Below are 25,043 nucleotides of genomic sequence, written 5' to 3'. Positions count from 1 at the left end.
GGGAGCTTCATTTTATCAAATCTCCATTTAATAAAACATTTAAAGGTATGAAAAAAACGGAACCTTTACTTTTCAAGGCCTGCCGGCGTACAAAAGCCGTCGGAAACATACTGCTGCGAATGCTCCTCGTGGCGTTGCTGGTTTGCCCGGCAGCCCTCGCCGCCGATCAGCAGGAAGTGATGTCGCGGCTTGTCACGCTGAAATTCCAGAACCAGCGCTTCGAAAAGGTCATTAATAGCATTGAAAAACAAACCAAAGCCCGCATTGTGTACAGTTCCGAGCGGGTGAATGTCGCCCGGAATGTGAGCGTTGAAGTCAATAAAAAACGGCTGGATACGGTGCTGGACGAGATCCTTGCTCCGCTGAACCTCACCTACCGCCTCGTGGGCGGGCAGATTGTCCTGGAAAACGCTGTTCGCGAAGAATCGGCGGCGCCGACAACGCAGCAGGCCATCGACAGGACAGTTTCCGGCGTGCTGACCGACGAAAAGAACGCTGTACTTCCAGGCGTGAGTGTGATCCTGAAAGGTACCAACCGCGGTACCAGCACCGATGGCCAGGGTAAGTTCAGCCTGCTCGTCCCCGACGATGCTACGGCGGTGCTGACTTTCTCATTTGTGGGTTACCAAAGCCAGGACATCGTTTTGGGTTCGCAAACGACCTTCAATGTTTCGCTGAAACCGGATGTGAGTGCATTGGAGGAAGTAGTCGTGATCGGCTATGGCGCCGTGCGCAAGCGTGACCTGACCGGATCGGTCGTGCAGCTTAAAAGCGAACAATTGAAACAGGTACCCTCCAACAACGTCCTCGATGCCGTGCAGGGTAAGATCGCGGGTGCGGACATTACGCGCAGCAGCGGTCAGGCCGGTGCGGGCGTGAATATCACCATCCGGGGTAACCGGTCGATAGGCGGGAATAACTCGCCGCTCATTATCGTCGACGGTGTGCAATATGGCGACCTGGCCGACATCAATTCGAATGATATTGAATCGATGGAAGTTTTGAAGGATGCTTCCTCGATAGCCATCTACGGTTCGCGCGGTGCGAATGGCGTTATCCTCATTACCACCAAAAAAGGTAAAAGCGGTCGCCCGGATATTTCGTTCAACTCTTACGCGGGCGTTTCGCAGGTAACCATGTACCCGCGCGCGATGAATATCAATGAGTTCCGTGATTTCAAGCGGGAAGCATGGCGCGCAGCCGGTGTTTGGAATACCCCCGCCGACGACCCCGCGATTTTTACCAATGTGGCCGAATATGATGCATTGCAAAAAGGCATCTGGACCGACTATCAAAAGGAACTCATTCATCCGGGTTTCCAGCAAAACTACCAGCTGGGTTTCCGCGGCGGTTCCGAAAAATTGAAATCCTATGTTTCTGTGGATTATTTCAATGAAAAAGGAATCCTGAAACTGGATGAAATGAAGCGCTATACCGCGCGCCTCAACGTGGACTACACGCTGACCGACTGGATGAAAATCGGCTTGCAAAGCCAGTTGACCTATTATAACCAGAGCGTCCGCCGCGACCCTTTGAACCAGGCCAACAAGATCAGTCCGCTCGGCTCGCTGTATGACGAGAACGGCAATTTCAACTTCATTATGCTGGATGGACAAACCGCCAACCCGCTATCCGACGAGCAGCCGGGTGTTTTTAACAACAACATCCTGACCACCCGCACCCTGACCAACGGCTACGTCGAAATCACGCCGCTGAAAGGCCTGACATTCCGCAGTACCCTTGGTGCAAACCTGTCGAGCACGCGAAACGGAGCTTACTCTTCGCCCAAATCGATCGACCGCTCGCTGACCGGGAAATCGCTTGCTACCTACAATGTTTCGAACGGCCGCACCATCAACTGGGAGAATGTGGTAACCTATCAAAAGGCATTCGAGCAGCATAGCTTTACATTTACCGGTATCGGGAGCTCGCTGGCCACTGTTTCCGACAATGCTTCGGCATCCGGCGTGAATCAGCTGATCCCTTCGCAGCTATTCTACTCATTGGGCAGCGCTACCGAAGAGATTAAAATCAATTCGGCCTATTCCAAAAACAACCTCGTGTCGTTTGCTGCACGGGTGAATTATGGTTTTAAAGACCGCTACTTACTTACGTTGACGGCCCGGAAAGATGGTTCTTCCAAACTCGCACCGGGTAACAAATGGACGTTCTTCCCGTCGGCTGCATTTGCGTGGCGGATCATCGACGAGGGTTTTGTGAAGAATATCAAAAAACTCAGCGACCTGAAATTGCGTGTCAGCTACGGTATTGCGGGGAACGACCCGTCGGGCCCTTATGCGACGCAGACCACGCTCACGCGCATTGCATTCGGATTTGACGAGGTGGCTTATCCGGCCTACACTTTCTCCCGCAATGTCGGAAATGCAGCCCTGGGCTGGGAGCTTTCGGCTACGCAAAACCTGGGTCTCGATTTCGGATTGTTCGATGGCCGCATTAATGGTTCGATTGACTATTACGACACCCGCACCTCCGACCTGCTCCTCGACCGTGGCCTGCCTCCTACCACCGGTGTAACGACTGTAAAGCAGAACATCGGTAAAACCCGCAACCGGGGTATTGAAGTCGTGCTGGGAAGTACCAACATCCGTACCGCCGATTTCACCTGGAATTCCAGTCTTACATTTACCAAAAACAAAGAGGAGATCACCGAACTCGTGACCGAGGGCAACGATATCGGCAACGGCTGGTTCATCGGCAGTCCGATCAGCGTCTTCTACGATTACGAGAAGCTGGGCATCTGGCAAACTTCGGAAGCCGAGCAAGCCAAAGCCATGTCTCCCACGCAATTACCGGGTGAAATCAAAGTAAAAGACCAGAATGGCGACGGCAAGATCGACGCTGTGAACGACCGGGTGATTCTCGGCACGCCACGCCCGAAATGGAGCGGAGGCTTGGATAACACCATCAAATACAAGGGTTTTGACTTGAACTTCATGATCTACGCACGCATCGGATCGATGATCAACTCCGACCGCTATGCACGTTTCGATCAGCAAGGCGTAGGTAACAGCACCGCAGGCCTCGATTACTGGACGCCCGAAAACCCAACGAACGAATACCCGCGCCCCAACAAGAACGCGGGATTGAAATACCTGTCCACACTGGGTTACCGCGATGCCTCCTACGCACGTATCCGCAACGTAACGCTGGCGTACAACCTGCCGGTCGACAAGTTCAACTGGAAGATCATCCGCGGCCTGCGCATTTACGCGACTGCCAAAAACCTGGCGACATTCACCAAGCTCGATTACGACCCCGAACGCGGCGGATCGGAGAACTTCCCGATGACGAAACTGTTCATTTTTGGCCTGAATGTGAACCTGTAACCCTTTAAAACAGTCAAGACAATGAGATCACAACTATTGAAAACAGGGGTTATAGCGGTTTCCCTCATGGGACTGTTTGCCTGTGAAAATACATTGGAAGAATACAACCCCTCCGGCCTGACGTCCGAGACCGTTTACACCACACCCGAAGGTTTCGAAACGCTCGTGAATGCCGCCTACTCCTACCAGCGCTGGTGGTATGGCAAGGAAGAAGGCTACAACATCGCCGAAACCGGTACCGACATCTGGACCAGCGGCGCCGGCGAAGTATACCGCGATTTGACCCAATACCTGAACCTCCAAGGCAGTAATGCGGCCCTTACCAACGAATGGAGGGAGTTTTATGCGGCTATCAACCTTTGTAACGGCGGCATCAACCGCATCGAGGGGGCCGGTCTTTCGGCTGCGTTACGCCCCGTGCGCGAGGGTGAGCTGCGGTTTCTTCGGGCATTTTACTATTGGCATATTGTCGAAACGTGGGGCGGCGTGCATTTCACCACCACCGAGACCAACGGCATTGTGACCACCGCCAACAAAACACCGGTAGAGACTTTTTATAACCAGATCTTCGAAGATCTCAAAATTGCCGTCAACAACCTGCCCGCTACTCAGCCGCAATATGGCCGGGTTACGAAAGGGGCGGCTCAGGCGTTTCTGGCGAGAATGTACCTTACCAGGGGTATGAACAAAGAGGCTCTGGAAATGGCCAAGGCCGTTTTGGATGGAAATTATGGGTATAAGCTCGAAGCTAATTATGCCGATCTATGGAAAATGAGCAACCTCAAATCCAAAGAGGTGATTTACACGGTGGATTACTCCGCTAACCTTGCTTTGAACGACCTGGCCAACTCGACGTTCAATCCATACGGACACAGCCGCGGCAGTAACAATGCGCATTTGCTGTTCCTGATGAAATACGACGACCGCCCGGGCATGACCCGCGACATTACCAACGGCCGGCCGTTCAACCGGTACATGCCTACCCGCTTCCTGCTCGACCTTTTCTCGGCCGACGACGCGCGTTATGAGGGCAGTTTCATGGAGTCGTGGTATGCCAATTCTGCGACATTGCCGACTGGCATCGCCAAAGGGGATACCGCTGTGTATTGCACTAAACTCGACATTGCCGACGCCGTGGAGGCTTCTAAAAAGTACCAGACTTACGACCGCAGCGACATTTACCTTGCCGACGGCACCGTGAAGGATAACCTGCGCTACCCTACTCTTTCCAAATTCATGGATCCCACCCGCGCCAGCCTGAACGAGGCCCAAAGCGCACGCGACGTGTTTGTGATCCGGTTGGCGGAGGTGTACCTCATCGCTGCCGAAGCTGCGATGCAAACCGGCGACCTTGCCAAAGCAGCGGAATATGTAAATGTGGTGCGCACCAGGGCCGCCAAACCGGGCAAAGCAACGGCTATGCAAGTGAAAGCAGCCGATATCACGCTGGACTTCATCCTCGACGAGCGTGCACGCGAGCTCGCAGGCGAGCAGCTCCGCTGGTTCGATCTGAAACGCACCGGTAAACTGGTGGAACGGGTCAAAAAGTATGCACCTGATAATGCCGTCAATATCCAGGAACACCATATCGTCCGCCCTATTCCGCAGACGCAGCTGGACGCGGTGGTGAACAAGAGCGAGTTTAAACAGAATGCCGGTTACCAATAATAATCCATTTAAATGCCTTCCTGCCCTGAGAAGCGGGAAGGCGCTTTTGCTATGACCTACAAAAAACGAATTGCAGCATTGGCCACCGCCGCATGGGCGTGCTATGGCGTATCCGCCCACGACGCATCCGGGCAGGATGCATACAGCTGGTCGAACCTGCCAAAGATCCAGCAGCCGGTTTTCCGGAAGGACACTGTCCGCATTACCGCATTCGGCGCATTACCCGACGGCCATACGCTGAATACCAAAGCCATTAACCAGGCTATTGAAAGTTGCAGCAAAAAAGGCGGCGGTGTGGTGCTGGTGCCTGCCGGACTCTGGATCACGGGCCCGGTGGTGCTGAAAAGCAATGTAAACCTGCATTTGCAGGAAGGCTCGCTGCTGCTTTTCACGACCGACAAGTCGCAGTATGCGATTACCGAAGGCTTTTATGAGGGGAAAGCCGCAGCCCGGAACGAGTCACCCATTTCAGGAAAGAATCTTGAAAACGTTGCCATTACCGGCAAGGGCATTGTCGACGGGAATGGCGATGTGTGGCGGGCTGTCAATAAAAATCAGCTTACCGAACCGCAATGGAAAGAGAAAATCGAGTCGGGCGGTGTGTTGAAAGACGATGGCAAAGTTTGGTACCCGAGCGAGCAATTCAAAAAGGCCAGTGTCGAAAACAAAAGCATGCTGCTCACCGGCGGTAAAAAACCGGCAGATTTTGCGGATATCAAAGACTTTCTGAGGCCGAATCTGGTGGTTTTCAACAACTGCAAGAAAGTTTTGCTGGAAGGCGTGACGTTTCAGAACTCCGCCGCCTGGTGTCTGCACCCGCTGATGGTCCAGGATCTGACGATCCGTAATGTGCGCGTCAAGAACCCCGAATATGCCCATAATGGCGATGGGATGGACATCGAATCCTGCAAAAACTTCCTCATCGAAGGCTGCGTGCTCGACGTGGGCGATGATGCAATTTGTATCAAGTCCGGCAAGGACGAAGAAGGCCGCAAGCGCGGCATACCCACTGAAAACGGCATTATCCGTAACAACATCGTGTACCAGGGCCACGGCGGGTTTGTGGTAGGCAGTGAAATGAGCGGAGGCGCACGCAACATTTTTGTGGAGCAATGCACCTTCATGGGCACCGACAAGGGCTTGCGTTTCAAGTCGGTACGCGGGCGCGGCGGCGTGGTCGAGAAGATTTATGCGCGAAATATCAATATGAAAGATATCAAGCAGGAAGCGATCTTTTTTGACCTCTATTATTTTGTCAAATTCGCCACCGATGGCGAGCGGGATATGCGCCCGGTGGTGAATGAAGGTACGCCGGTTTTCAAGGATATGATTTTTGAAAACATCGTGTGTAATGGCGCTACCAAAGGCGTTTTCGTGCGCGGCCTGCCCGAAATGCCGGTCCGGAACATTCGCATGGAAAATATGGTGCTTTCCGCCGAAACCGGGGTCGAACTCACAGACGCCGACAAGATCAGCTTCAAGAATGTGAAACTGATTACGAAGCATTCTAAACCCGTTATTCTCGCCGATAATGCAACCAACATCAGCATCGACGGCCTGCAATACAACGATCACGCCGAGACGCTCATTTCGGTTACCGGCGAGCGCAGCCAGAACATCAGCATAGCACATACTGACGCTTCGAAGGCCAAAAAAATAAAGGAATTTTCAAAGGGAGCACAGGACAAGAGCCTGGTCATTCATGAAGGTAAATAATCACTTTTGGGTCGCCGGCGCATTGCTGGCGACCTCCGCTTTTGCACAGAACAGGACTGTTTCAACTACAAAAACGCAAACCGAAGTTTCAAAAGCATTCATTTCGAAACCAGCCGTTTCCGAAACCTGGGTCGCCGATTTGCAGGACGGCCGTTACAAAAACCCCGTTCTCCATGCCGATTACTCCGACCCCGATGCCTGCCGCGTTGGCGAGGATTATTACATGACCGCTTCCAGTTTCGATGCGATTCCGGGACTTCCTATACTGCATTCCAAAGATCTGGTCAACTGGGCATTGATCGGCCACGCATTACCCCGGCAAGTACCGGTCGAACATTTCGAGCAAACACAGCACGGAAATGGCGTGTGGGCACCGGCAATCCGCTTCCACAAAGGCGAATTTTACATTTATTATCCCGATCCGGATTTTGGTATTTACGTAATGAAAGCCCAAAACGCCGCCGGGCCGTGGAGCGAGCCAATACTTGTGGAAGGCGGCAAAGGACTCATTGACCCATGCCCGCTTTGGGACGACGACGGCCAGGTGTACCTCGTACATGGGTGGGCGGGCAGCCGCGCGGGGATCAAAAGTGTGCTCACCGTCAAGAAAATGAATGCGGAAGGTACAAAAGTGCTCGACGCAGGTGCGCTTGTGTACGACGGCCATAAGGTAGACCCGACCGTCGAAGGACCTAAGTTTTACAAGCGAAATGGCTACTACTACATCTTCGCACCGGCTGGCGGCGTCGCTACGGGCTGGCAAATTGTGCTGCGTTCCAAAAATGTGTACGGGCCCTATGAGCGAAAAGTGGTCATGGCCGAAGGGAAATCGGGCATTAATGGTCCGCACCAGGGTGCCTGGGTTACGACCAGCCCCGTGAATGGTAAATCCGAAGATTGGTTCCTGCATTTTCAGGATAAAAACGAATATGGCCGCGTGGTGCATTTGCAGCCGATGAGATGGGTAAACGACTGGCCGGTGATCGGCAACGACCCTGACGGCGACGGTATCGGAGATCCCGTTTTGACCTGGAAGAAACCAATGACCGCCCGCAAATATCCACTGGCGACGCCGCCGGAATCGGACGAATTCAACGGACCGGCGCTGGAAAAACAATGGCAATGGCAAGCCAACCCAAAAGGTACCTGGGCGATGCCGGCGGCCGGATTTTTGAGATTATATTCTTACAAAACACCTGATAATGCGAAAAACCTGTGGGATGTGCCGAATGTCCTCCTGCAAAAATTTCCGGCCGAGGAATTTACCGTTACCACCAAACTACGGTTTACCCCGAATGAGAAATTGACCAACGAAAAGACAGGATTAGTGATCATGGGACAAAGTTACGCGGGTATTTATCTGAAAAGCGGCAAGAATAAATCCGAACTGATTTACGCCGTTTGCCAGAAGGCTTCGGATGGGAAACCGGAAACGACGCGTATTGTGGCTGAATTCAAGCCGGAAACCGACTTGTATCTTCGTGTGAAAGTCAGTAAAGGAGGTAAATGCGAATTCGGGTTCAGCGAGGATGATGCGAACTTCACAATGACCGGCGAAATGTTCCAGGCGGAAGTCGGCAGGTGGATCGGCGCGAAGGTGGGGTTGTTTTGTACCCGGGATACCCAGACGAACGATTCCGGGTATGCGGATTATGACTGGTTTAGATTAACCCAATAAAAGAAATGCTATGCCGGGCGAATGCTATCCAGGTTCAAAACCACGGAGCGCTTGCGGCCTGAGTAATTGTATTTGACCGAAACGCGGTCGCCGGCCTGGGGAATGCGGGTAAGTTGTTCCCGCAGCACATGGACTTCCGTCACAAAGTTACGTCCCCGGGCCGGCTTCACATGCACCTGAAACGTGTAGTAGCTTTCCCCCTGAAGGTAGGACCCGCGATGCTCTTCCGAAAGCAGTACCACCGCGTCGGCAACCTGCCCATCCCGGAGATTCTTTCCCCCCAGTAACAGCATCATCCGGCGGAACCGCAGCACGAACCAGAGCCCGCCGATGATCAGAAATGCCAGTAATAAAATGAGCAACAATTGCCCTGCGCGTATCGCCAATATCTCCATAGCCAATAGAATTCGATGGCTTCAAAGAAAAGACGCAATGTTCCAAAGAACGACAATTGTGATTTAACGGACAGTTTCACTTATCGAGTGGCTGGTTTCCGAGGGGCAATTGTAAAAGCACTTCCTCCTTCTTTCGCCTGGATATTTCTACGCGGCTGCCGTCCAGTAGTTCTACTAAATCGTGGTCGGCCATGAGTTTTGCAATAAATTTGGGGTTCACCAAATGCGACTTGTGCGTCCGTATGAAGCCAAACTCCGTCAGCATTTCCTCATAGTATTTCAAAGTCTTGCTGGCCAGTACCGGCTTGCGGCTTTTGATGAAGATATTGGTATAATTTCCCTCCCCCTGCAAACGAATGATCTGATCCAGGGTAAAGAAAGACACGCCGTCCTGATAAGGTACCGCGAGCCGGAACTCGCTCGCCCGCTTATGTGCGATGTTGCGCACGAGGTTATCGAACAGGACAGGGTTCTGGTGCACGTTCTGCTTTTTCAGAAACCGGTCCACTGCCGAACGCAATTCATCGGGATCGACCGGTTTGAGCAGGTAATCCAGCGCGCTGAACCGGATCGCCTGCACGGCATATTGATTGTAAGCCGTCGTGAATATGACCTCGAAAGCGGGCTCCTTCAAAGCCCTCAGAAAGTCGAAACCATTTTTACCAGGCATTTCGACATCTAGAAAAACAATATTAGGGCGGAACGTTTTGAGTATGTCGAGCGCACTATCCACTGATTCGGCCTGCTTCACTTCGCGTATCTCTTCCACGTAGGTTTCAATGTAATGCGCCAGCACGTTTCTTGATTTCGGCTCGTCGTCGACAATAAGTGCTTTAATCATCGTCTAGGTCTGATATAAGTAGGTGGATAATTCTATTCTGACAAGCGTTCCGGTAGCATTGCCGGCGGCATCGTACCGGTCGATCACTTCCAGGCGGGCGTGGTTGCCCTGGCGGGCGAGGACATCGATCCGGTCTTCACAGATACGTATTCCGCGCGATTCGTGTTCCCGCGTGCGCGAAGAATTTGCTTTGAGTTCGGCCGACTTTTTCCGGCCAATGCCGTTATCCTCGATTTCGCAGGCAAACTGCTCAGGACCGAAGAGAAAAAAACGAATGCTCATGTGCCTTTCGCCATCTTTATGCATCAATCCGTGCCATAAGCCGTTCTCCACGAAAGGTTGAAGCAGCATGGACGGCAGCCGCACGTAGTCATCTTCCAGCTCGGGATCCAGTTCAATGGAATATGTAAATCCCTGCCCGAAACGCATTAGTTCCAGTTCGAGATACAGTTCCAGCACATCCCGCTCTTCGGCGATCGTTACCAGGTTCCTGCCCGAATTGTTCAGTACCAGCCTGAACAGCTTGGCGAATTTGTTGAGGTACTTACTGGCCTCGGCGTATTTTTTGGTAACAATGCATTCCTGGATGCTATTGAGGCAGTTAAAAATAAAATGCGGGTTCATCTGCGCACGCAGGGCCATCAGCTGGCTTTCCGCGAGCATTTTATTGATCCGCAGGAGCATAATTTCCTGCCGCTCGGCCTGTGCGCGGGCCATCGCTTCCGTGATCTTGTTGGCACTGATGGCTGCGATCGTCGAGATCACCCGCACGTGGTTATGGTTATAGAAATTCCTGCGCGGGTGCTCCGAATCGATAACGCCAATTACCTGCCCCTCATGCAGGATCGGCACCGCCAATTCCGACGCCCTTGCCTGATCGTCGATAATGTAGCGCGGGTCTTTTGAGGTGTCACCGATAATCTGGGGCATGCCGGTAGCGGCGGCGGCACCCACAATCCCCTCGCCTACCGGTATTTCGATCGGATTGAGGATTTCATACTCCTTCGGACTTTTCGGCCCGTACGCCGCTTTCTGGATCAGTTTGCCGCTCTCTTTATCCAGCAAGTAAACCACGCAATCCTCGAAATGCAGCTTGGAAATGCAGTTACGGGCAATGTCCCAGCATATTTCGTTCACGGAGTTATCACCGTAAACGCTGTTTGCAAAGTACTCGATGGTGTCGTCGAGGTCCTTTTTACGCTGCCTTTTGGTATAAACACTATAAATCCAATACAGAATGCCCATGATGCCGATAGTGCATGCGATCAGAAACCACCAGGTCTGCCACCAATGCGGCAGCACGCGTATTTTGAGGGTTTCGGCTGATTTCATCCACCGGCCGTTCTCATCGGTACTCCTTACCTTAAAGACGTAGTCGCCAGGAAGCAGGCTCGTGTAGGACGCCATGATATTGCGCCCGGCCACGACCCAATCGTCGTCCAGCCCCACCAGCTGGTAACTGTATTGGAGCGAGGGAATATCGCGGTGACTGAGCGAGGCATATTGAAAGGCTACGAATGATTCGTCCGGCTTTAATTCCAGCAAATCCCCTTTGAGGTCGCGAATGCGCTCCTGCCCGAAAATCTTCACGGAAGTAATGGCAGGCGGCTTTTGCACGGGAACGGAAGCAAAATGCCGCGGATTGATCACCACCACGTGATCGAGCATGACTGCATAGATTTTGCCGCCGGCCACAGTTACATAGTTCCAGTAATCCTGCAAAGTCTTGCCCAGATCGAGTTCCACCTTACTTACATTGTTACTGACGGGGTCGTACGCGGCAAGCCCTTCGCGCGTAGCCGCCCACACCACGCCATTGTCGTCGATATCCAGCGAGGAAACCTGATCATAAGGCAAGCCATTTTTCGTACTGATGCTGCTAATAACCTGGCCATTAGCATCAATTTTCACCAGTCCGGCCGCCGTTGACGCAGCCCAGATATCGCCGGTATTGCTCTGGCGCATGGCATATATGTACTCATCCGCGATGGCAGGCGTATTCAACTGCGTGAAGCGTTCGGTGGCATAATTGTAGCGCAACAGTCCTTTTCCCTCTACCGCAAAAAGGATGTCGCCGTTGGCAAGCAGGACGAACGCTTGCGAATTGGCAAATTTGAACAGCCCGTATTTCGGGTCGGTGCCATCGAAGCGGATGCAAACTTTGGTAACCGGATTGTACCGATAGAATGCATCCCCATCGATTTCGAACCAGATATGACCTTGTTTATCCAAAAACACGAAAGGTGCCTGATACGACGACAACCCTTTCTTCATCTGGTCGAAACGCTGCAAAACCGTTTGCCCGGGCGCAAGCGAATAAATCCCATCGAATCCTGCAAACCACCAGACATCACCCACTTTGGCTGTCATCACAGAGCGGTTATTCCGCAACCTTTTGCTGGGGGTAAGGTATTTCTGATAGGTGCGATCATCGGTATTATAGAACACGACGCCGTCTTCCTTGCAGGCGATGATCGTCTTACCCTCAACGGTAATGGAGTTGGCATGGGCAAAACTCGTTTCCAGAAAGAAATGAAAACTGGGGAGCTTGTAAATCGCCTCGATAGGGTTCTTCGGTAACGTTTTGCTCACGCCATTGATGGTACCCAGCCAAACGTTGCCTTGCGCGTCGGATATAGCATCCCGAAAATGCCCGTAAGCAATCGTATAAGCCTGATCCTGACTGTACTCCAACTTTCGAAATGGCTGCCCTGGCTCTTTCAGAAATGCGGCAAACAGCCATGTAGAAACCCACACCCTGTCCTGACGATCGATAAATATAAAGTTGCACCCCTCGCCGATCTGCTTGCCGTCCAGCTCATAATGCTTATCCAGCTTGCCGGTGCGGTAATCCCAGTAGTTGAGCGTCGGCTCGGTGTCGCAGCCATACCATACATTTCCGCGACGATCGAGCACAATGGCATTCACATGCTCCGATTCGAGCAGCGGGCTTTTCAGGGGATTATTGCCTTTGAAATAAACCCGGTTGGATTTGCAATCGACGAAAAAAGGCCTGTTTCCTCCCACCCATAACCCTCGCCGCAACGTGTCATACACCATGAAAGTGAGTTGAAAACGCGAAAAGTCGAACTTTCGGGCTTCGGGGAATGCCTCCGTCAGCGGCCTCAGCTTTTGATGATCATACAAGTAAAGCCCGTCGGATGTGCCGATCCATATGCGTTGCTGGGCGTCGGCACGGATACTCACAACATAGCTTTGCGCAAGCGACGCAAACCGGGGATCCCGCGAGAACCTGCCCGTCTTTTTATCGAACAACAGAATGCCTCTACGCAGCCCGATCATGAGCGTATCTTCGCCCTTAAACGGCAAAATGGCATTCACAAAGTGTTTTTGCACTCCATTTGCATCCTGAAACCGCTGCACGACGGCACCGTCGTAGCGATCGAGCCCGGCAGAAGTGCCGATCCAGAGAAAGCCCGACGAATCTTTATACAGACATCTGATTTGCTTCGCGCTGAGCCCGTCCTGCCACCTGATGTTTTGGAACAGCGTCTGCGCCCCAAGTTGTCCTGCGAACAAGCACAGACTTACAAGGGATAATGCATGAACCAGCTTTTTAAGGGATAGCAACACTGCCGACAGGATTTTCATTGATGATTCGCGCCCAATATCTGCGATCTCGAGACCAAATACGTCAATTCTATACAACTGTACTACCTGATTTATTTATCGGTAAAAACCCATAACCGCCTCAAAATCGTTGAAATGGCCTTTTTCGGAGCTCCGGATAATCAATGATTTACCGGTAAATAGTCAATAGTTACCGTTGCATCATTAATACTGGACGTTACTTGCCCCGATATGCACTTTTGCGGCTCTATTGCCAACGCCATGAAAAATAAACCTCATCACACTCAACCTCATCCTATACCGTTATGCTGATCCTGCTTCTGATAACCAGCGTATGTCTGACACTCGTCGTCGCAAGTCTGTTCCTGCTCCGCCCTGCTACCGAATCTTTCGTCCCCTCGCCGTCCTTCGACGTTTACGAAATCGAAAACAAACTGGTTTTTTACAAAGGAAAAGATGGCAGCAAATCACCGATCGCCGAAGCGCACGCCAGGACATTCCAGATTCTGATGACTGGTCAGCTCGGGCAATCGGATCCGTCGCTTTACGCACGCGATTTTGAAAATGTCTACTTCCGGGGCAAAAGCATTCCCGGAGCGAATCCGGTTTACTTTCAAATACTGGGGCCTGATCTCGGGCGAGATGACCGGCATGTTTTCAAAGCCAACAATCTGATGTCTTCCGACGCCAGAAATTTCAAATGCCTCGACGAACACCTGAGCAAGGACAGTCAGCGCGTGTACTTCGACGACCAGGTAATCTCAGAAGCCGCCAGCCATTTCAGATACATTGGTAAATGGCAGAAAACCTCATTCTACAAAGACCACAGCAAGGTATTCGCAAACGGAAAGGGTTACCGTGTCGCCGACATCGACACTTTCGATTACGCAGGAAATGGTATTTTTACAGATCGTTACCAGGTTTACAGATTCAACGGAGATGGCTTTCAAAGCAACTCCGGGCAACCGGTTTTCAGGGCAATGATGCAATTCCAGCCAGCCTTTGGGTAAAAATATGAACTATCTGAAAATTGTCACCATCATCAATTGGGTGGTGATTGCCCTGTTGTTCCTCCTAGTAATGGCCGAAACGCTGTTCCCGACGAAAGGCGGCGGAGATGCTGCTTCGGGTATGGGAAGAGCCATTTACTACCTGGCGATCATTCTCCTCGTCATTTTGGTGACGCTCAATCTGCTTCCATTTAATTGGAGCAAGTACACGGCATTCATCATCGTGGCGGTGCCTGTTTTTTGGATAGCCTTCGGGTCTTCCATCGGCAATTTCAAGAGAGGCATTACAAACATGATTGAGGCAAAGCCGTTTTTTGAAGATAAGGAGAGGAACAGAATGGCTATTGCAATCTTTGATGCGAAGCCCGATAAACTGAAAAAATACATCGCGGAAGTACAGCCAAAGCTTCGGGATAACGCTTATGGCTATCCGTTGCTTGAACTGGCCATCGCAAACGCCGGTTCGGTCAACAATGACGGCGAACAACGCCTGGAATGCATTCGTGCGCTGTTGCAGGCGGGCGTGAGCATTAAAAGTGACGATCCTGAGGTCGAGAAGATTCACTTCTCGCCCGCGACAGGCGGAAACGCGCCCGTACTTCGCCTGCTACTGGAACACGGGGCTGACGCCAATGCAAGGGTGACCGATTACGGTAGCGGCAAACGCGACGTAGTTCCCATCATTTTCGAAGCGCTGTCAACTTCCTATGGCGCCTACGATTGTGTAAAAGCATTGCTGGACCACGGTGCCGACCCAAATGCCATCATGCCATGGGATGGCGACCATGAAAAAATGTCGGCCCTGCTCTACGCCGCCGAGCGGCAGTACTGGGGCGTATGCAAGATGCTCATCGAAAAAGGCGCCGACCCGCGCTATACCACGCCGGACGGCACCTCTATACAAACGTTTATCGAACAGGGTGATAGCTTCTATCCCGAAAACGAGCAAGCTTTGGCCGATTTTGAGGCCGTGCGGGGGATTGTGGAAGGGCGGTCGGCAGACCGCTGACGGCCGTCAGCGCCCCTACTTCATCCGCTTGGCAGTCGCGTCGAACATGCTCATCATACTTCCTTTCAGATTGTCATCATCCACCTTCGAAAGGTCTACCGTCACGTCGTAGCCCTGAGCGGAAAAACCGATTGTAATCTTGTCAGCCGCTTCGTCGACGCTGGTGATGGCTATTTTTTCGGCGCTGGGGTCCGTTGCATTGGTGATTTGGCCGGTCAGCTTTCCGTCGGTCCGGGCGAGATCCGCAACGAGTTTCGCATCGCCATTGGGTGTTCCGAAAACGGTGATCTCCCATTTACCGGCAAAGAAATCGGCAGGCGCCGTTTGGGCAATGCTCGTATAAACCGCGCCCAACAGGCACAGGATCATCATCATAGAGCTAATCCTTCTCATAATCAACTTGTTTTTAGTGAAGAAATGAAACCATCCGGCAAGGGGATGTCGACCTCCCGCGACCGTCGTACAGCAAATGTAAAGAAGAAGTTTATTTATTGTCTATATTTAAGACAATAATATTTTTCCAAATACTTATTTATTTAATACAAATAGTATTTAAAGACCGTGCACACACAAATTTGTCCGGATTACCCCTCGCAAAAGTCTATTTTACACACCTTTATGGCTCTTCAAACTGGCTAACTTTACCAAAAACATCTCACCATGAAAATGAGACCCGGCGAGTTCATCGCCCTTTCGGCCTGCACAATGACGCTCACCGCATTGGGCATCGACATTATGCTGCCCGCATTCGGTGAAGTACGAAAGCATTTTGGACTGAGCGCCGACTCTACCGATACCGCCCGGATCATTTCGTTCTTCTTCATGGGCCAGGTGGCTCAGATCCTCTTCGGCGCCCTCTCCGACCGTTTCGGACGTCTGGCCATTCTGCGGATCGGGTTCCCGTTGTACATCGCCGGCGGTATAATTGCCGCATTGGCCCCCGACATGCCTACCATGCTCGCTGCCCGTTTTTTTGCCGGTATGGGCGCGTCCGCCGTATTTATGACTACCATCGCAGGTGTCCGCGACCGTTTCGTCGGAGATGAAATGGCACGCATTCTGTCCCTGATATTTACAATCTTTCTGTTCACGCCGGTAATTGCACCGTTTTTGGGTTTGGCGATTATGTCGGTGGGAACGTGGAAAATGGTGTTTCTCGCGCCACCATTGTTCGCGGTAGTTGTGTTCCTGTGGTCCTTACGGCTCGAAGAATCGCTGCCGCCCGCGTCACGCACACCGCTCAACCGCGCACACGTGGGACGCTCCATCGCGCAGGTGATCGGCAACCGCACGTTTCTGCGATACACCACAGTCACCACATTGCTTTTTACTGCTTTGAGTTCGTACGTATCCAGTTCCGAACACATCGTGGGAGAGATTTACGGTAGGCCTGAACTATTTGCCTGGATATTCGCTGGTATGGGCGCCATGATGTCCATGTGTGCGCTGCTGAACTCCCGGCTGTCGTCCCTGTTCGGTGCCCGGCGGACGATCAAATGGCTTCTTGCGATTTACACTATTGTGGGAGCAGTGCTACTCGCATTCACGTGGGCGTTTGGCGACCCACCGGTAATGCCCCTGTTTTTCATCGCCGTTACCATGATGCTCGCAATCAATCTGGCTGTGGAACCCAACAGCAGCGCACTGGCGCTGGAACCCATGGGAAATATGGCAGGAATGGCTTCGGCCGTTTATGGGACCTGCTTCTTCTTTGTAGGCGCTACCCTCGGCTCGGTTACGAGCCATATGATGGCGCACGGGGTATTTCCACTGGTGCTTTGCTTTTTTGTGTTCGGGCTAATCGCTGTGCTGCTCGCATTCAGCGACAGGTCACAAACCGCTGCGGAAGTACCCTAGTGCCGCTTCTTACCCCAATTTTTCTTCATTGCGGCATACGACTTCTTGCTGACGGTTTTCTTGCTTTTCGACCGGGAAGTACCTTTCTTTTTGCGGGCATTGATATTATTTACGAGCGAATTCTTCACGCCAAGCTTATTGCGTTTCGCGGTTCCCTTCTTTTTAGTTGCTGACATATCCCTTTTGTTTTAAGGAAATGATATGTCAATATCCGTGCCCCGTTGCAACTGCCGCAGGAGAATCGTCGCAACGGCACGATTAATCCCCGGAAAAACTCGTGCAATCGCCCGAAGAATCGGAACCGGAATCGCTGCTGCCGGAATCACTCGTTCCGGAATCGTCGCTGCTGAAATCGCCTCCTTCCGTATAAGAACTAGATATGTCGCCGGTGTTCATGTCGAAATCGGCAAAAGCATTGCCCATTGGATCTACCGGGCCAATATCATAGGAATCGCCGGCACCGGCACCACCAAACTCCCCTCCCTGGAATGCCAGTGCGTCCTGAAATGTATGATCTGACGGAGGCGCGTTATCGGTATAATAGTTAGTAGTAGCAGACTGATCGAAAGCACAGGGATGATCCCGAATCGAATATCCCCGATCGGGCGGGGCTACCTTTTTCCTGTAAACAATGGTATTCTGCCTGCCGGCGCGCAAAAAAAGCAGCACCAATGCAATGATAGCCAGCACTACAACAACTTCGAGCATAGGAGGTGGATTTTGGTTGAAATCCAATTTAACTCCCATCGAAACCCCAACATCGATCCGATTACCAGACGGAATCAGGCAATTATCTTCCGTCGATCAGCTGCTTTCCTACCACAAGTTTATCGCCTGAATCGTCCACCTCAAAAAGCTTCGGATAGCGGATCGTCCTGCCATTTACGCTTTTATGGCTGTGAATGGACATCCGCAGTTTGCCGTCAAATGTGCGGAACAGCATCCCATGCCCGAAGTTAGGCGGGGTAATCGGCTCTTTTTCCTGAATCCACGGACCATCCAGTGTACCGCTTTGGGAATAAGCAACGCCCTGGGTGTAAACGTCGTAAATCCAGCTTGTCCAGAGCATGCCCAGCTTGCCGGTTTGGGTACGAAAGACCCAGGGGCCATCGGTAACTTTGTTCGGACGGTCGGAGCCATCCTTGTTTTTCTCGCGGCTCCATGGCGAGTCACTTGCGCGGAACAGCAGCTTCGGCGAACCGGTAGTGCCGCTGAAATCGGGTTTTAAAGCAATTTTTTCGATTGTCCCATTATCATTTTGCAGCCACTCATGGCAAAAAAGCATATAAGGTTTGCCGTCGGTATCAGACCAGAGCGTGGCATCCAATGTCAGTTTATCGGCCGGCAGATAAGTAGAATCTCTCATAGGCACGTATGGCCCCTCCGGCCGGTCACTCACGAGCACGTGGCACGCGCGGCGTTCGAGCCCTTCGCCGAGCTTGATAGCCTTGTTGGTAAAAGTTGCGAAATAGTAGTATTTGCCATTGTGCGCATGCAGCTCGGCAGCCCAGATCATCGGAGCCGGTCCCATCCAGGAGTTTGGGTCCGTTTGCGCGATGGTGAATGGGCCTGTCCATTTTTTCAGGTCCTTGCTTTTCCAAAGTTTACCTCCTGTGCCCGTCATATAGTAAGTCTGAGTAGGCTTGTCGGCCAGAATAAACGGATCGCTCAGGCGAATAGAGTCCAGCGGCAAATCTGTTTTCACTGCGGGAGCGACGTTTTGCGCAGCAATTTTGTCCGTTACGCACAATAGCGTTACCGTGCATGCCCATAAGGTATATTTGAAAAGGCTGAGGATCATTTCTGGTTGCTTTTTGAAACTAGAAAGGCGCACAGGCGTCCTTTTACTGCGTGCAACTAAGTTTTTGTTTCAGGTGGTCTTTAAAACAAATAAAATCGGCCTTTTAAACAAAACCCTCCGAAGCCCGTCCGGCTAATTTTGTTCCATCACTAACAATCAGACTTTTATGGAACATTCAGCAACAACCACCGTTCAATTCGATCATTACCAACAACCGCTGGGCTCAGGTTTCGACGCCTTTTCTACCGCCGACGAAGTGATCAGCGGCATCGATCTCACCGGGAAAACGATTATTGTAACCGGCGGCTATGCGGGCATCGGACTCGAAACTGTGCGTGTATTCGCGAAAGCAGGTGCACACGTGATCGTTCCTGCCCGCGACCTGGCCAAAGCTACCCGCAATGTAGACGGCTTTCCCAACACAACGGTTGAATCGCTGGACCTTATGGACCCGGCTTCGATTGACGATTTTGCCCGGAAATTCTTGCAAAGCGGCCGTTCGCTGGATATATTGGTCAACAATGCAGGCATCATGTGGGTACCGCTCCAACGCGACGCCCGCGGGTTTGAATCACAGCTTTCGACCAACCACCTGGGGCATTTTCAGTTAACGGCACGGCTCTGGCCGGCATTGAAACAAGCCGGTACCGCACGGGTGATCAGCGTCTCGTCGTTCGGTCATCATATCGCGCCGTTTAATTTTGAAGATCCTAATTTTCAAAACCGTGAATACGAAACGCTGGCAGGCTACGGACAGTCGAAAACAGCCAACAATCTCTTTGCCGTCGAGCTCGACCGTCGGGGCAGAGCATCTGGAATCCGCGCATTCGCATTGCATCCGGGGTCTGTCAACGGAACGGATCTCGGCCGTGTGGCGCCGATGGAGCTTTTTCAACAAATGGGCACCCACGATGCCGACGGCAACATTTATCCGGAAGTGGCTCAGAAGCTGAAAACCATCCCGCAAGGCGCGGCGACGACCGTTTGGTGCGCCACCAGTCCGCAATTGGAAACTCTGGGTGGGGTATATTGCGAGAATGCAGACGTTTCGGAGATCGATAACGGCGACATCGAGCACCGCTACGACCAGCCTTGGACATTACGGGGCGTGAAACCCTACTCCATCGATCCGGAAAATGCCCGCAGACTTTGGATTTTGAGCGAGCAAATGACAGGTATTACTTTCGAAACCAATTGATCAGCTGTGGCACACGAGGCACATTATATCCATCCCGACCTGAAAATCTCCCGTTTTACCGAGCATTTTCACAAAAGCGACGTGCTTTTTGAGGAGCATTTGCTGGTGTGGTTAATTTCAGGTGAAACCAAGATTGTCCAGGGCGGACAAACGCACCGATTCGGAGGCGGGGATACACTTTTCTTTCCCAGGCACGAACTGGTGACGGTGATCAATTATCCGAAGGACGATTTGCCTCATCAATCGGTCGTCATGCATTTGACCTCAAAACGATTGGAAGCCTATTATGCCAAAAACAAAGTGGAAGTAAAACCGGTATCCAAACCGGATTTCCGGACATTTGACAAACACCCGCTGCTGCAAAGCTGCCTGGCGTCACTAATCCCCTATTTCGACCTCCGCGACCCGCTGCCCGAGGCGCTGGCTGCCATCAAAATAGAAGAGGCTATTACGATTCTGAGAACGCTCGCGCCCGATATCGATCATTTGCTGGCGGATTTTGGTGAGCCGGGCAAAATCAACCTCGCCGATTTCATGGAACAGCATTATATGTACAACCTGCCCATGAGCAAATTCGGCTACCTCACCGGCCGCAGCCTCACCACTTTCAAGCGTGATTTTAAGAAGACCTTCCAAACTACGCCGCAGAAATGGCTCACCGAAAAGCGGCTCGACCTGGCGCATTACCTCATCCGGGAAAAGAAAAGACGGCCGTCGGAAGTATATCTGGAAGCCGGGTTCGAAAATCTCTCGCATTTCGGGTTTGCATTCAAGAAGCATTTCGGCTACGCGCCGACAGAATGATTTTGAAAAGAAACTGGGGATGGTGTTGTATTAGCACCATCACGCATTGCCCTTCGACTTCGCTCAGGGTGACATTTCGGCTGTCATCCTGAGCGAAGTCGAAGCAAGCTATTCGCAGGCACCTATCTCAAAAAGTAGGCGGTCTCCGGTTAGGCCGCTCAGCCGGTGCACCTATCGGATTTGCGGGTTTGATCTTCTCATAATCCACGACCCCGGTTTTCTCGGCCCACCGGAAATAGTCGGCCGAGAGCTGATCCACCACGTTAGGGTTCGCCGAGGCTACGTCGGTGGTTTCGCCGCGATCGCTTTCCAGGTCATACAGCTCCCATTTGTAAGCCGGGTAAGTGGACACGATTTTCCATTTCCCTTTCCTTACGGCCCGGTTACCGGCGCGTTCCCAGAAAATCGGCTCGCCGCCACGGTCCACCTCGCCAGCCTTGCCCGTGAGCACAGGCACGAGGCTCTTTCCCGGAAGCGGGTTGATATTAATGCCCTTTTCAGTGGCCGGATAGGCCGCTTTGGCCAGGTCATAGAAAGTCGGGGCAAGGTCGATCAGGTGACCGGTACCTTTTACGATCTGCCCGCCTTTGATCTGTTTCGGGAACCAGGCAATGAAGGGTGCGCTGATACCTCCCTCATGCATATTGTTTTTGTAAGCCGAATGCGGCGTGTTGGAAACATACGCCCAGGGCTGATCCTGATACACATAAGACCCTGCCGTACCTGCGGGGCCGGTGTTGCGCTGCGGTCTGCGCGGCGATGCGCCTGCGTAGCCACCCTGAGCACCGTTATCGGAAATAAAGATAATCAGGGTGTTATCGTCCTTTTTCAATGCTTTCAGCTTTTCGCGAAGCTTTCCGATATTCTGGTCCACCCGGTCGACCATCGCTGCGTAAATCTCCATTTTCCTTTCCCATAGCTGTTTTTCATCATAAGGCACATTATCCCAGGGCGTCACATCCTTGTCGCGGACGGCAATGGCCTGCTTCGGATCGGCGATACCCAGCGCTTTCTGGCGTTGAATGCGTTCGCTACGCAGTGAATCCCAGCCGATGCTATACCGGCCTTTGTATTTGGCAATATCCGATTCGGGCGCTTGCAGCGGCCAGTGCGGGGCGTTGTAAGCCAGGTACAGGAAGAATGGTTTGGCCGTTTTGCTTTGTTCATCCAGGAAACCGAGCGCGTGGTCGGTGATCTCGTCGGTGAGGTATTTATCGGGCGGAAGATTGATACGCTTGTTGTTCTCCACCAGCTCCACCGCCGGGCCTTTGCCGTATTTACCAAGATCATAATAGTTGCTCGCACCATTGATGAACCCGTAGAAACGGTCGAAACCGCGTTGGTTAGGCCACGCGATACTGTCGTTACCAACGTGCCATTTGCCACTCAGCAATGTACTGTACCCTGCATTGCGCAGCACCTCTCCGAATGTGAGTGATTCCTTATTAAGGTAACCCTGGTAAGCAGGCAAACCCAGGTTTACATTGAAATACCCCACTCCTGCCTTGTGCGGGTACTGGCCCGTAATGAGCGACGCCCGCGTAGGTGCACAAATGGAATTGTTATAAAACTCGCGAAAGCGGATACCCTCGCCGGCGAGCTGGTCGATATTCGGAGTCTTGATTTCGGAACCGTACGCGCCGATATCGGAATAGCCCAGGTCGTCGACCATGACCAGAATGATATTAGGGCGAGCGTCCGGGCCTTTGGGCGCAGGTTTCTTTTGCGCCACAACACCGGAGAAGGTCATCAGTGCCAGGGCGAAAAATGCAGAGGTCTTCATGATTTTGGAAAATGGTGTAACAAGAGATGCATAGCCGCAAAAATATATTTATTCTATATATCCTATATACTATATTGAAAATAAAATTATTATCATCTGAGGTTTTGTTGTTACATGCCTAGGGCATTTTAATTGGCTTGTCGATTTTCTTACTACCGATGTTATGTGCCTGACGGCACTGGTCTGCGCGGTTGACGGCAATTCATGCGGTAAATAAATAGCGTGGGCGAGATGAAAGCATTAAGGTCAGTAAATGCAAAAATCGCGTTAGCGATGTAATATTGGTAGCAACTGCGGTCAATCGCCCCCGCTGAATGCCGTCAGGCATGCAACAACAATGAATGAGCAGTGTATTATCGAACACCTTCGGTTGTCATCACCACCCTTCGCATTGAACCATCTTCCTCATAATACAAACGGTCAATACACACCGACCGCCGGTGGCTACCGCCCTCCGGTAATGCGCCATTATGATAGAAAAAGTAATCGGAACCTCCGAATTCGATAATGGCAGGACGGTTGGTCGCGCAGTTACCCGCTATTTCGTTCAATATGCCTTTGAACTCCCACGGACCTCCGATTTGCCGGCTTGTGGCATAGGCTACTCTTTCGGGGTAACCATAGCCGTATGCCAGGTAATAAGTGCCGTTCTTTTTGTGAATATGCGCGCCTTCTGAAAATTCCGGGAGATCTATTACGGAGATCGGGCTGGCAAGTTGGGTGAGGTTGCTTTCCAATTCAGCAAAGTAACATCGGCCGTTGCCCCAGAACAGATACGCTTTGCCATCTTCATCGATCAGGACGGTCGGATCGAGGTTGGCTTTGTTGCTTTCCGCAGCGGGCAGCATATCGTGGGTAACCAGTGCCGAGCCTTTCGCATCGGCAAATGGCCCGGTCGGATTGTCCGAAACGGCCACACCGATTGCCTTATAAGGCCCGCCCGCATGCGTCACGGACACGAACCAGTAGAACTTACCCCCGTATTCAACCACCTTCGACGCATAGGCGTCGCCACTCGCCCATTGAAAATCAGTAGCTTTCAAAGGCGAGGAATGCTCTGCCCAATGCAGGAGATCTGTGGAAGAAAAGCAAAGCCAGTCGTGCATTCGGTAGTCGTCTACACCGGGAGGCGGATCGTCGTGGCCCGTGTACAAAAAGACCGCTCCCTCATGCACAAGTACCGTCGGGTCGGCGGTGTAGGGGTTTCGGATAATGGGGTTACCTTCCTTAATCATATCTTCTGAATGCGGTTGAGAGGAGCATTACCCGTCAAAAACTGTTCCAAGAGCGGATGCCGCTCAACCGATGTCACCACCCGCTACGCCCATTCTGGCTGCCGATGTGTCCATTTGGGCATGATAGCCCATGCGCAGCAACTCGTTTCAGGCCAGTTTTGTGTCATCAATCACTCAAAAACAATCAAGATCATGACACAGAAAACAACAACGACGATCTACTGGATAGGCACTGCATTAACATCACTCTGGTTCGGCGCAAGCGGCTTTTTTGAACTAACTAAAAATCCTGTGGTGTGGGACATTACGGTACAACTCGGTTATCCGGCCCATTTCATTTACCTGCTCGGCGTTTTCAAACTTTCAGGCGTGGCGGTGCTCCTTACCCCCAACAAACTGCACCGGTTGAAAGAATGGGTATTTGCCGGGATATTCTTCGATATCATTTTCGCATTCGTGTCCAAACTGGCGGTGATCGGCTTTCCGGCAACCGTCGACGCGATCGTAGCATTTGTCATGGTATCGGTCACTTACACCATGTTCCGCAGGCTTGAAAAGTACTCCGGCAACGCGTTCGGCCAAGGTCAGGTCTTAGCACATTAAGCAAAATGGATTTCATACCGAACATATCTGGCCCAGCTGTTTTTGTAAAAACTGCACCAGAGCAACAGTCCACCAACGACCTACCTTCGTATTGCGATTTCGCACTGAACCATTTTAAATCGAAAACAATGAAAAAGGCCATTTTCTTTCACGCCGGCTGCCCGGTTTGCCTCAGCGCAGAGCAGGACATATTGAACCTCATCCCGGCCGACCAGATAGAAGTAGTGCATCTCGGTGAGGACAAAGGCAAAATTGCCGACGCCGAGCAGGCTGGTGTACAGTCGGTACCGGCGTTACTTACGCCAAACGGCAACGTGCTGCACATTAATTTCGGCGCGGCCATCGGCGATCTTAAATAGTGATTTACAATGCATTGCGAACAGCCCGGGATATTCCTCCCGGGCTGTTTTGCTTTTTATTTAAAAAAATATTACTCTACTATTTCTATATACTAAATAATATCCATAGCTTTGCCGGAGAAACTTACAATCCCTACATATGAAACCA

20 protein-coding genes are annotated in these 25,043 nt (G+C 51.9%); 11 read left to right on the top strand and 9 right to left on the bottom strand.

The features are described 5' to 3' along the window. Window positions 1-47: 47 nt before the first annotated feature. The 4 genes from CLV60_RS02545 to CLV60_RS02530 are packed head-to-tail and all read left to right on the top strand — an operon-like array spanning window position 48 to window position 8,409. Complete coding sequence (locus tag CLV60_RS02545; protein WP_106593951.1) at window positions 48-3,347, top strand: TonB-dependent receptor; 3,300 nt, start codon at window positions 48-50, stop codon at window positions 3,345-3,347. A gap of 21 nt (window positions 3,348-3,368) precedes the next feature. Then, a complete protein-coding gene (locus CLV60_RS02540) occupies window positions 3,369-5,015 on the top strand; it encodes a RagB/SusD family nutrient uptake outer membrane protein (RefSeq protein WP_170118700.1) in 1,647 nt (548 codons plus the stop codon). Between the two features lie 12 nt (window positions 5,016-5,027). Then, a complete protein-coding gene (locus CLV60_RS02535; protein WP_229210779.1) occupies window positions 5,028-6,731 on the top strand; it encodes a glycoside hydrolase family 28 protein in 1,704 nt (567 codons plus the stop codon). Further along, complete coding sequence (locus tag CLV60_RS02530; RefSeq protein WP_106593791.1) at window positions 6,718-8,409, top strand: glycoside hydrolase family 43 protein; 1,692 nt, start codon at window positions 6,718-6,720, stop codon at window positions 8,407-8,409. Before CLV60_RS02535 ends, CLV60_RS02530 begins: the two co-directional genes overlap by 14 nt. A gap of 8 nt (window positions 8,410-8,417) precedes the next feature. Here CLV60_RS02530 and CLV60_RS02525 read toward each other — a convergent pair whose 3' ends face one another. The 3 genes from CLV60_RS02525 to CLV60_RS02515 all read right to left on the bottom strand — a co-directional run bounded on the left by CLV60_RS02525 (window position 8,418) and on the right by CLV60_RS02515 (window position 13,257). Beyond that, entirely contained in the window at window positions 8,418-8,804 is a 387-nt protein-coding gene (locus CLV60_RS02525; RefSeq protein WP_106593790.1) for a hypothetical protein, read from the bottom strand. A 76-nt stretch (window positions 8,805-8,880) separates the two neighbouring features. Continuing rightward, window positions 8,881-9,645, bottom strand: coding sequence for a LytR/AlgR family response regulator transcription factor (locus CLV60_RS02520; RefSeq protein ID WP_106593789.1), 765 nt, complete (start codon window positions 9,643-9,645; stop codon window positions 8,881-8,883). A gap of 3 nt (window positions 9,646-9,648) precedes the next feature. Further along, window positions 9,649-13,257 (bottom strand): histidine kinase, encoded by a 3,609-nt coding sequence (locus CLV60_RS02515; RefSeq protein WP_106593788.1) that lies wholly within the window; start codon window positions 13,255-13,257, stop codon window positions 9,649-9,651. 284 nt (window positions 13,258-13,541) lie between these two features. On the opposite strand from CLV60_RS02515, the gene CLV60_RS02510 reads away from it, so the two are divergent. Both CLV60_RS02510 and CLV60_RS02505 read left to right on the top strand, forming a co-directional pair. Beyond that, window positions 13,542-14,246, top strand: a complete 705-nt coding sequence (locus CLV60_RS02510; protein ID WP_106593787.1) for a DKNYY domain-containing protein — start codon at window positions 13,542-13,544, stop codon at window positions 14,244-14,246. 4 nt (window positions 14,247-14,250) lie between these two features. Then, entirely contained in the window at window positions 14,251-15,255 is a 1,005-nt protein-coding gene (locus tag CLV60_RS02505) for an ankyrin repeat domain-containing protein (RefSeq protein WP_146151513.1), read from the top strand. 15 nt (window positions 15,256-15,270) lie between these two features. On the opposite strand, the gene CLV60_RS02500 is transcribed toward CLV60_RS02505, so the two are convergent. Then, the gene (locus tag CLV60_RS02500; protein ID WP_170118699.1) at window positions 15,271-15,648 is read right to left on the bottom strand and encodes a hypothetical protein; all 378 of its coding nucleotides are present in this window, start codon (window positions 15,646-15,648) and stop codon (window positions 15,271-15,273) included. Between the two features lie 267 nt (window positions 15,649-15,915). On the opposite strand from CLV60_RS02500, the gene CLV60_RS02495 reads away from it, so the two are divergent. Continuing rightward, window positions 15,916-17,112: an MFS transporter gene (locus tag CLV60_RS02495; RefSeq protein WP_106593784.1), complete on the top strand. Its 1,197-nt coding sequence runs from the start codon at window positions 15,916-15,918 to the stop codon at window positions 17,110-17,112. Here the strand turns inward: CLV60_RS02495 and CLV60_RS02490 are convergent. The 3 genes from CLV60_RS02490 to CLV60_RS02480 all read right to left on the bottom strand — a co-directional run bounded on the left by CLV60_RS02490 (window position 17,109) and on the right by CLV60_RS02480 (window position 18,913). Further along, window positions 17,109-17,288, bottom strand: coding sequence for a hypothetical protein (locus CLV60_RS02490; RefSeq protein ID WP_106593783.1), 180 nt, complete (start codon window positions 17,286-17,288; stop codon window positions 17,109-17,111). The two genes, CLV60_RS02495 and CLV60_RS02490, sit on opposite strands and share 4 nt — an antisense overlap. Before the next feature lie 82 nt (window positions 17,289-17,370). Beyond that, a complete protein-coding gene (locus tag CLV60_RS02485) occupies window positions 17,371-17,820 on the bottom strand; it encodes a hypothetical protein (RefSeq protein WP_106593782.1) in 450 nt (149 codons plus the stop codon). Window positions 17,821-17,902: 82 nt separating this feature from the next. Continuing rightward, complete coding sequence (locus CLV60_RS02480) at window positions 17,903-18,913, bottom strand: glycoside hydrolase family 43 protein (protein ID WP_106593781.1); 1,011 nt, start codon at window positions 18,911-18,913, stop codon at window positions 17,903-17,905. Window positions 18,914-19,079: 166 nt separating this feature from the next. Between CLV60_RS02480 and CLV60_RS02475 the strand changes: the two genes are divergently transcribed. Together CLV60_RS02475 and CLV60_RS02470 are read left to right on the top strand one after the other, a co-directional pair. Continuing rightward, window positions 19,080-20,111 carry an SDR family NAD(P)-dependent oxidoreductase gene (locus CLV60_RS02475; RefSeq protein ID WP_106593780.1) on the top strand — a complete coding sequence of 344 codons (1,032 nt, stop codon included), beginning with the start codon at window positions 19,080-19,082 and terminating at the stop codon, window positions 20,109-20,111. 6 nt (window positions 20,112-20,117) lie between these two features. After that, window positions 20,118-20,915 (top strand): helix-turn-helix domain-containing protein, encoded by a 798-nt coding sequence (locus CLV60_RS02470; protein WP_106593779.1) that lies wholly within the window; start codon window positions 20,118-20,120, stop codon window positions 20,913-20,915. A 127-nt stretch (window positions 20,916-21,042) separates the two neighbouring features. On the opposite strand, the gene CLV60_RS02465 is transcribed toward CLV60_RS02470, so the two are convergent. Continuing rightward, window positions 21,043-22,698: an arylsulfatase gene (locus CLV60_RS02465; RefSeq protein ID WP_106593778.1), complete on the bottom strand. Its 1,656-nt coding sequence runs from the start codon at window positions 22,696-22,698 to the stop codon at window positions 21,043-21,045. A 353-nt stretch (window positions 22,699-23,051) separates the two neighbouring features. After that, window positions 23,052-23,933, bottom strand: coding sequence for a glycoside hydrolase family 43 protein (locus CLV60_RS02460; RefSeq protein WP_106593777.1), 882 nt, complete (start codon window positions 23,931-23,933; stop codon window positions 23,052-23,054). A gap of 192 nt (window positions 23,934-24,125) precedes the next feature. Here CLV60_RS02460 and CLV60_RS02455 point away from each other — a divergent pair, with 192 nt between their 5' ends. Next, the gene (locus tag CLV60_RS02455) at window positions 24,126-24,536 is read left to right on the top strand and encodes a DoxX family protein (RefSeq protein WP_106593776.1); all 411 of its coding nucleotides are present in this window, start codon (window positions 24,126-24,128) and stop codon (window positions 24,534-24,536) included. Window positions 24,537-24,664: 128 nt separating this feature from the next. Then, a complete protein-coding gene (locus tag CLV60_RS02450) occupies window positions 24,665-24,895 on the top strand; it encodes a thioredoxin family protein (protein ID WP_106593949.1) in 231 nt (76 codons plus the stop codon). The last annotated feature ends 148 nt before the right edge of the window (window positions 24,896-25,043 follow it).

Origin of the sequence: Dyadobacter jiangsuensis (assembly GCF_003014695.1) — a bacterium.
GTDB lineage: Bacteria > Bacteroidota > Bacteroidia > Cytophagales > Spirosomataceae > Dyadobacter > Dyadobacter jiangsuensis.
The sequence above is the reverse complement of the archived record's forward strand: the minus strand, read 5'-3'. Positions and strand labels throughout refer to the sequence as shown.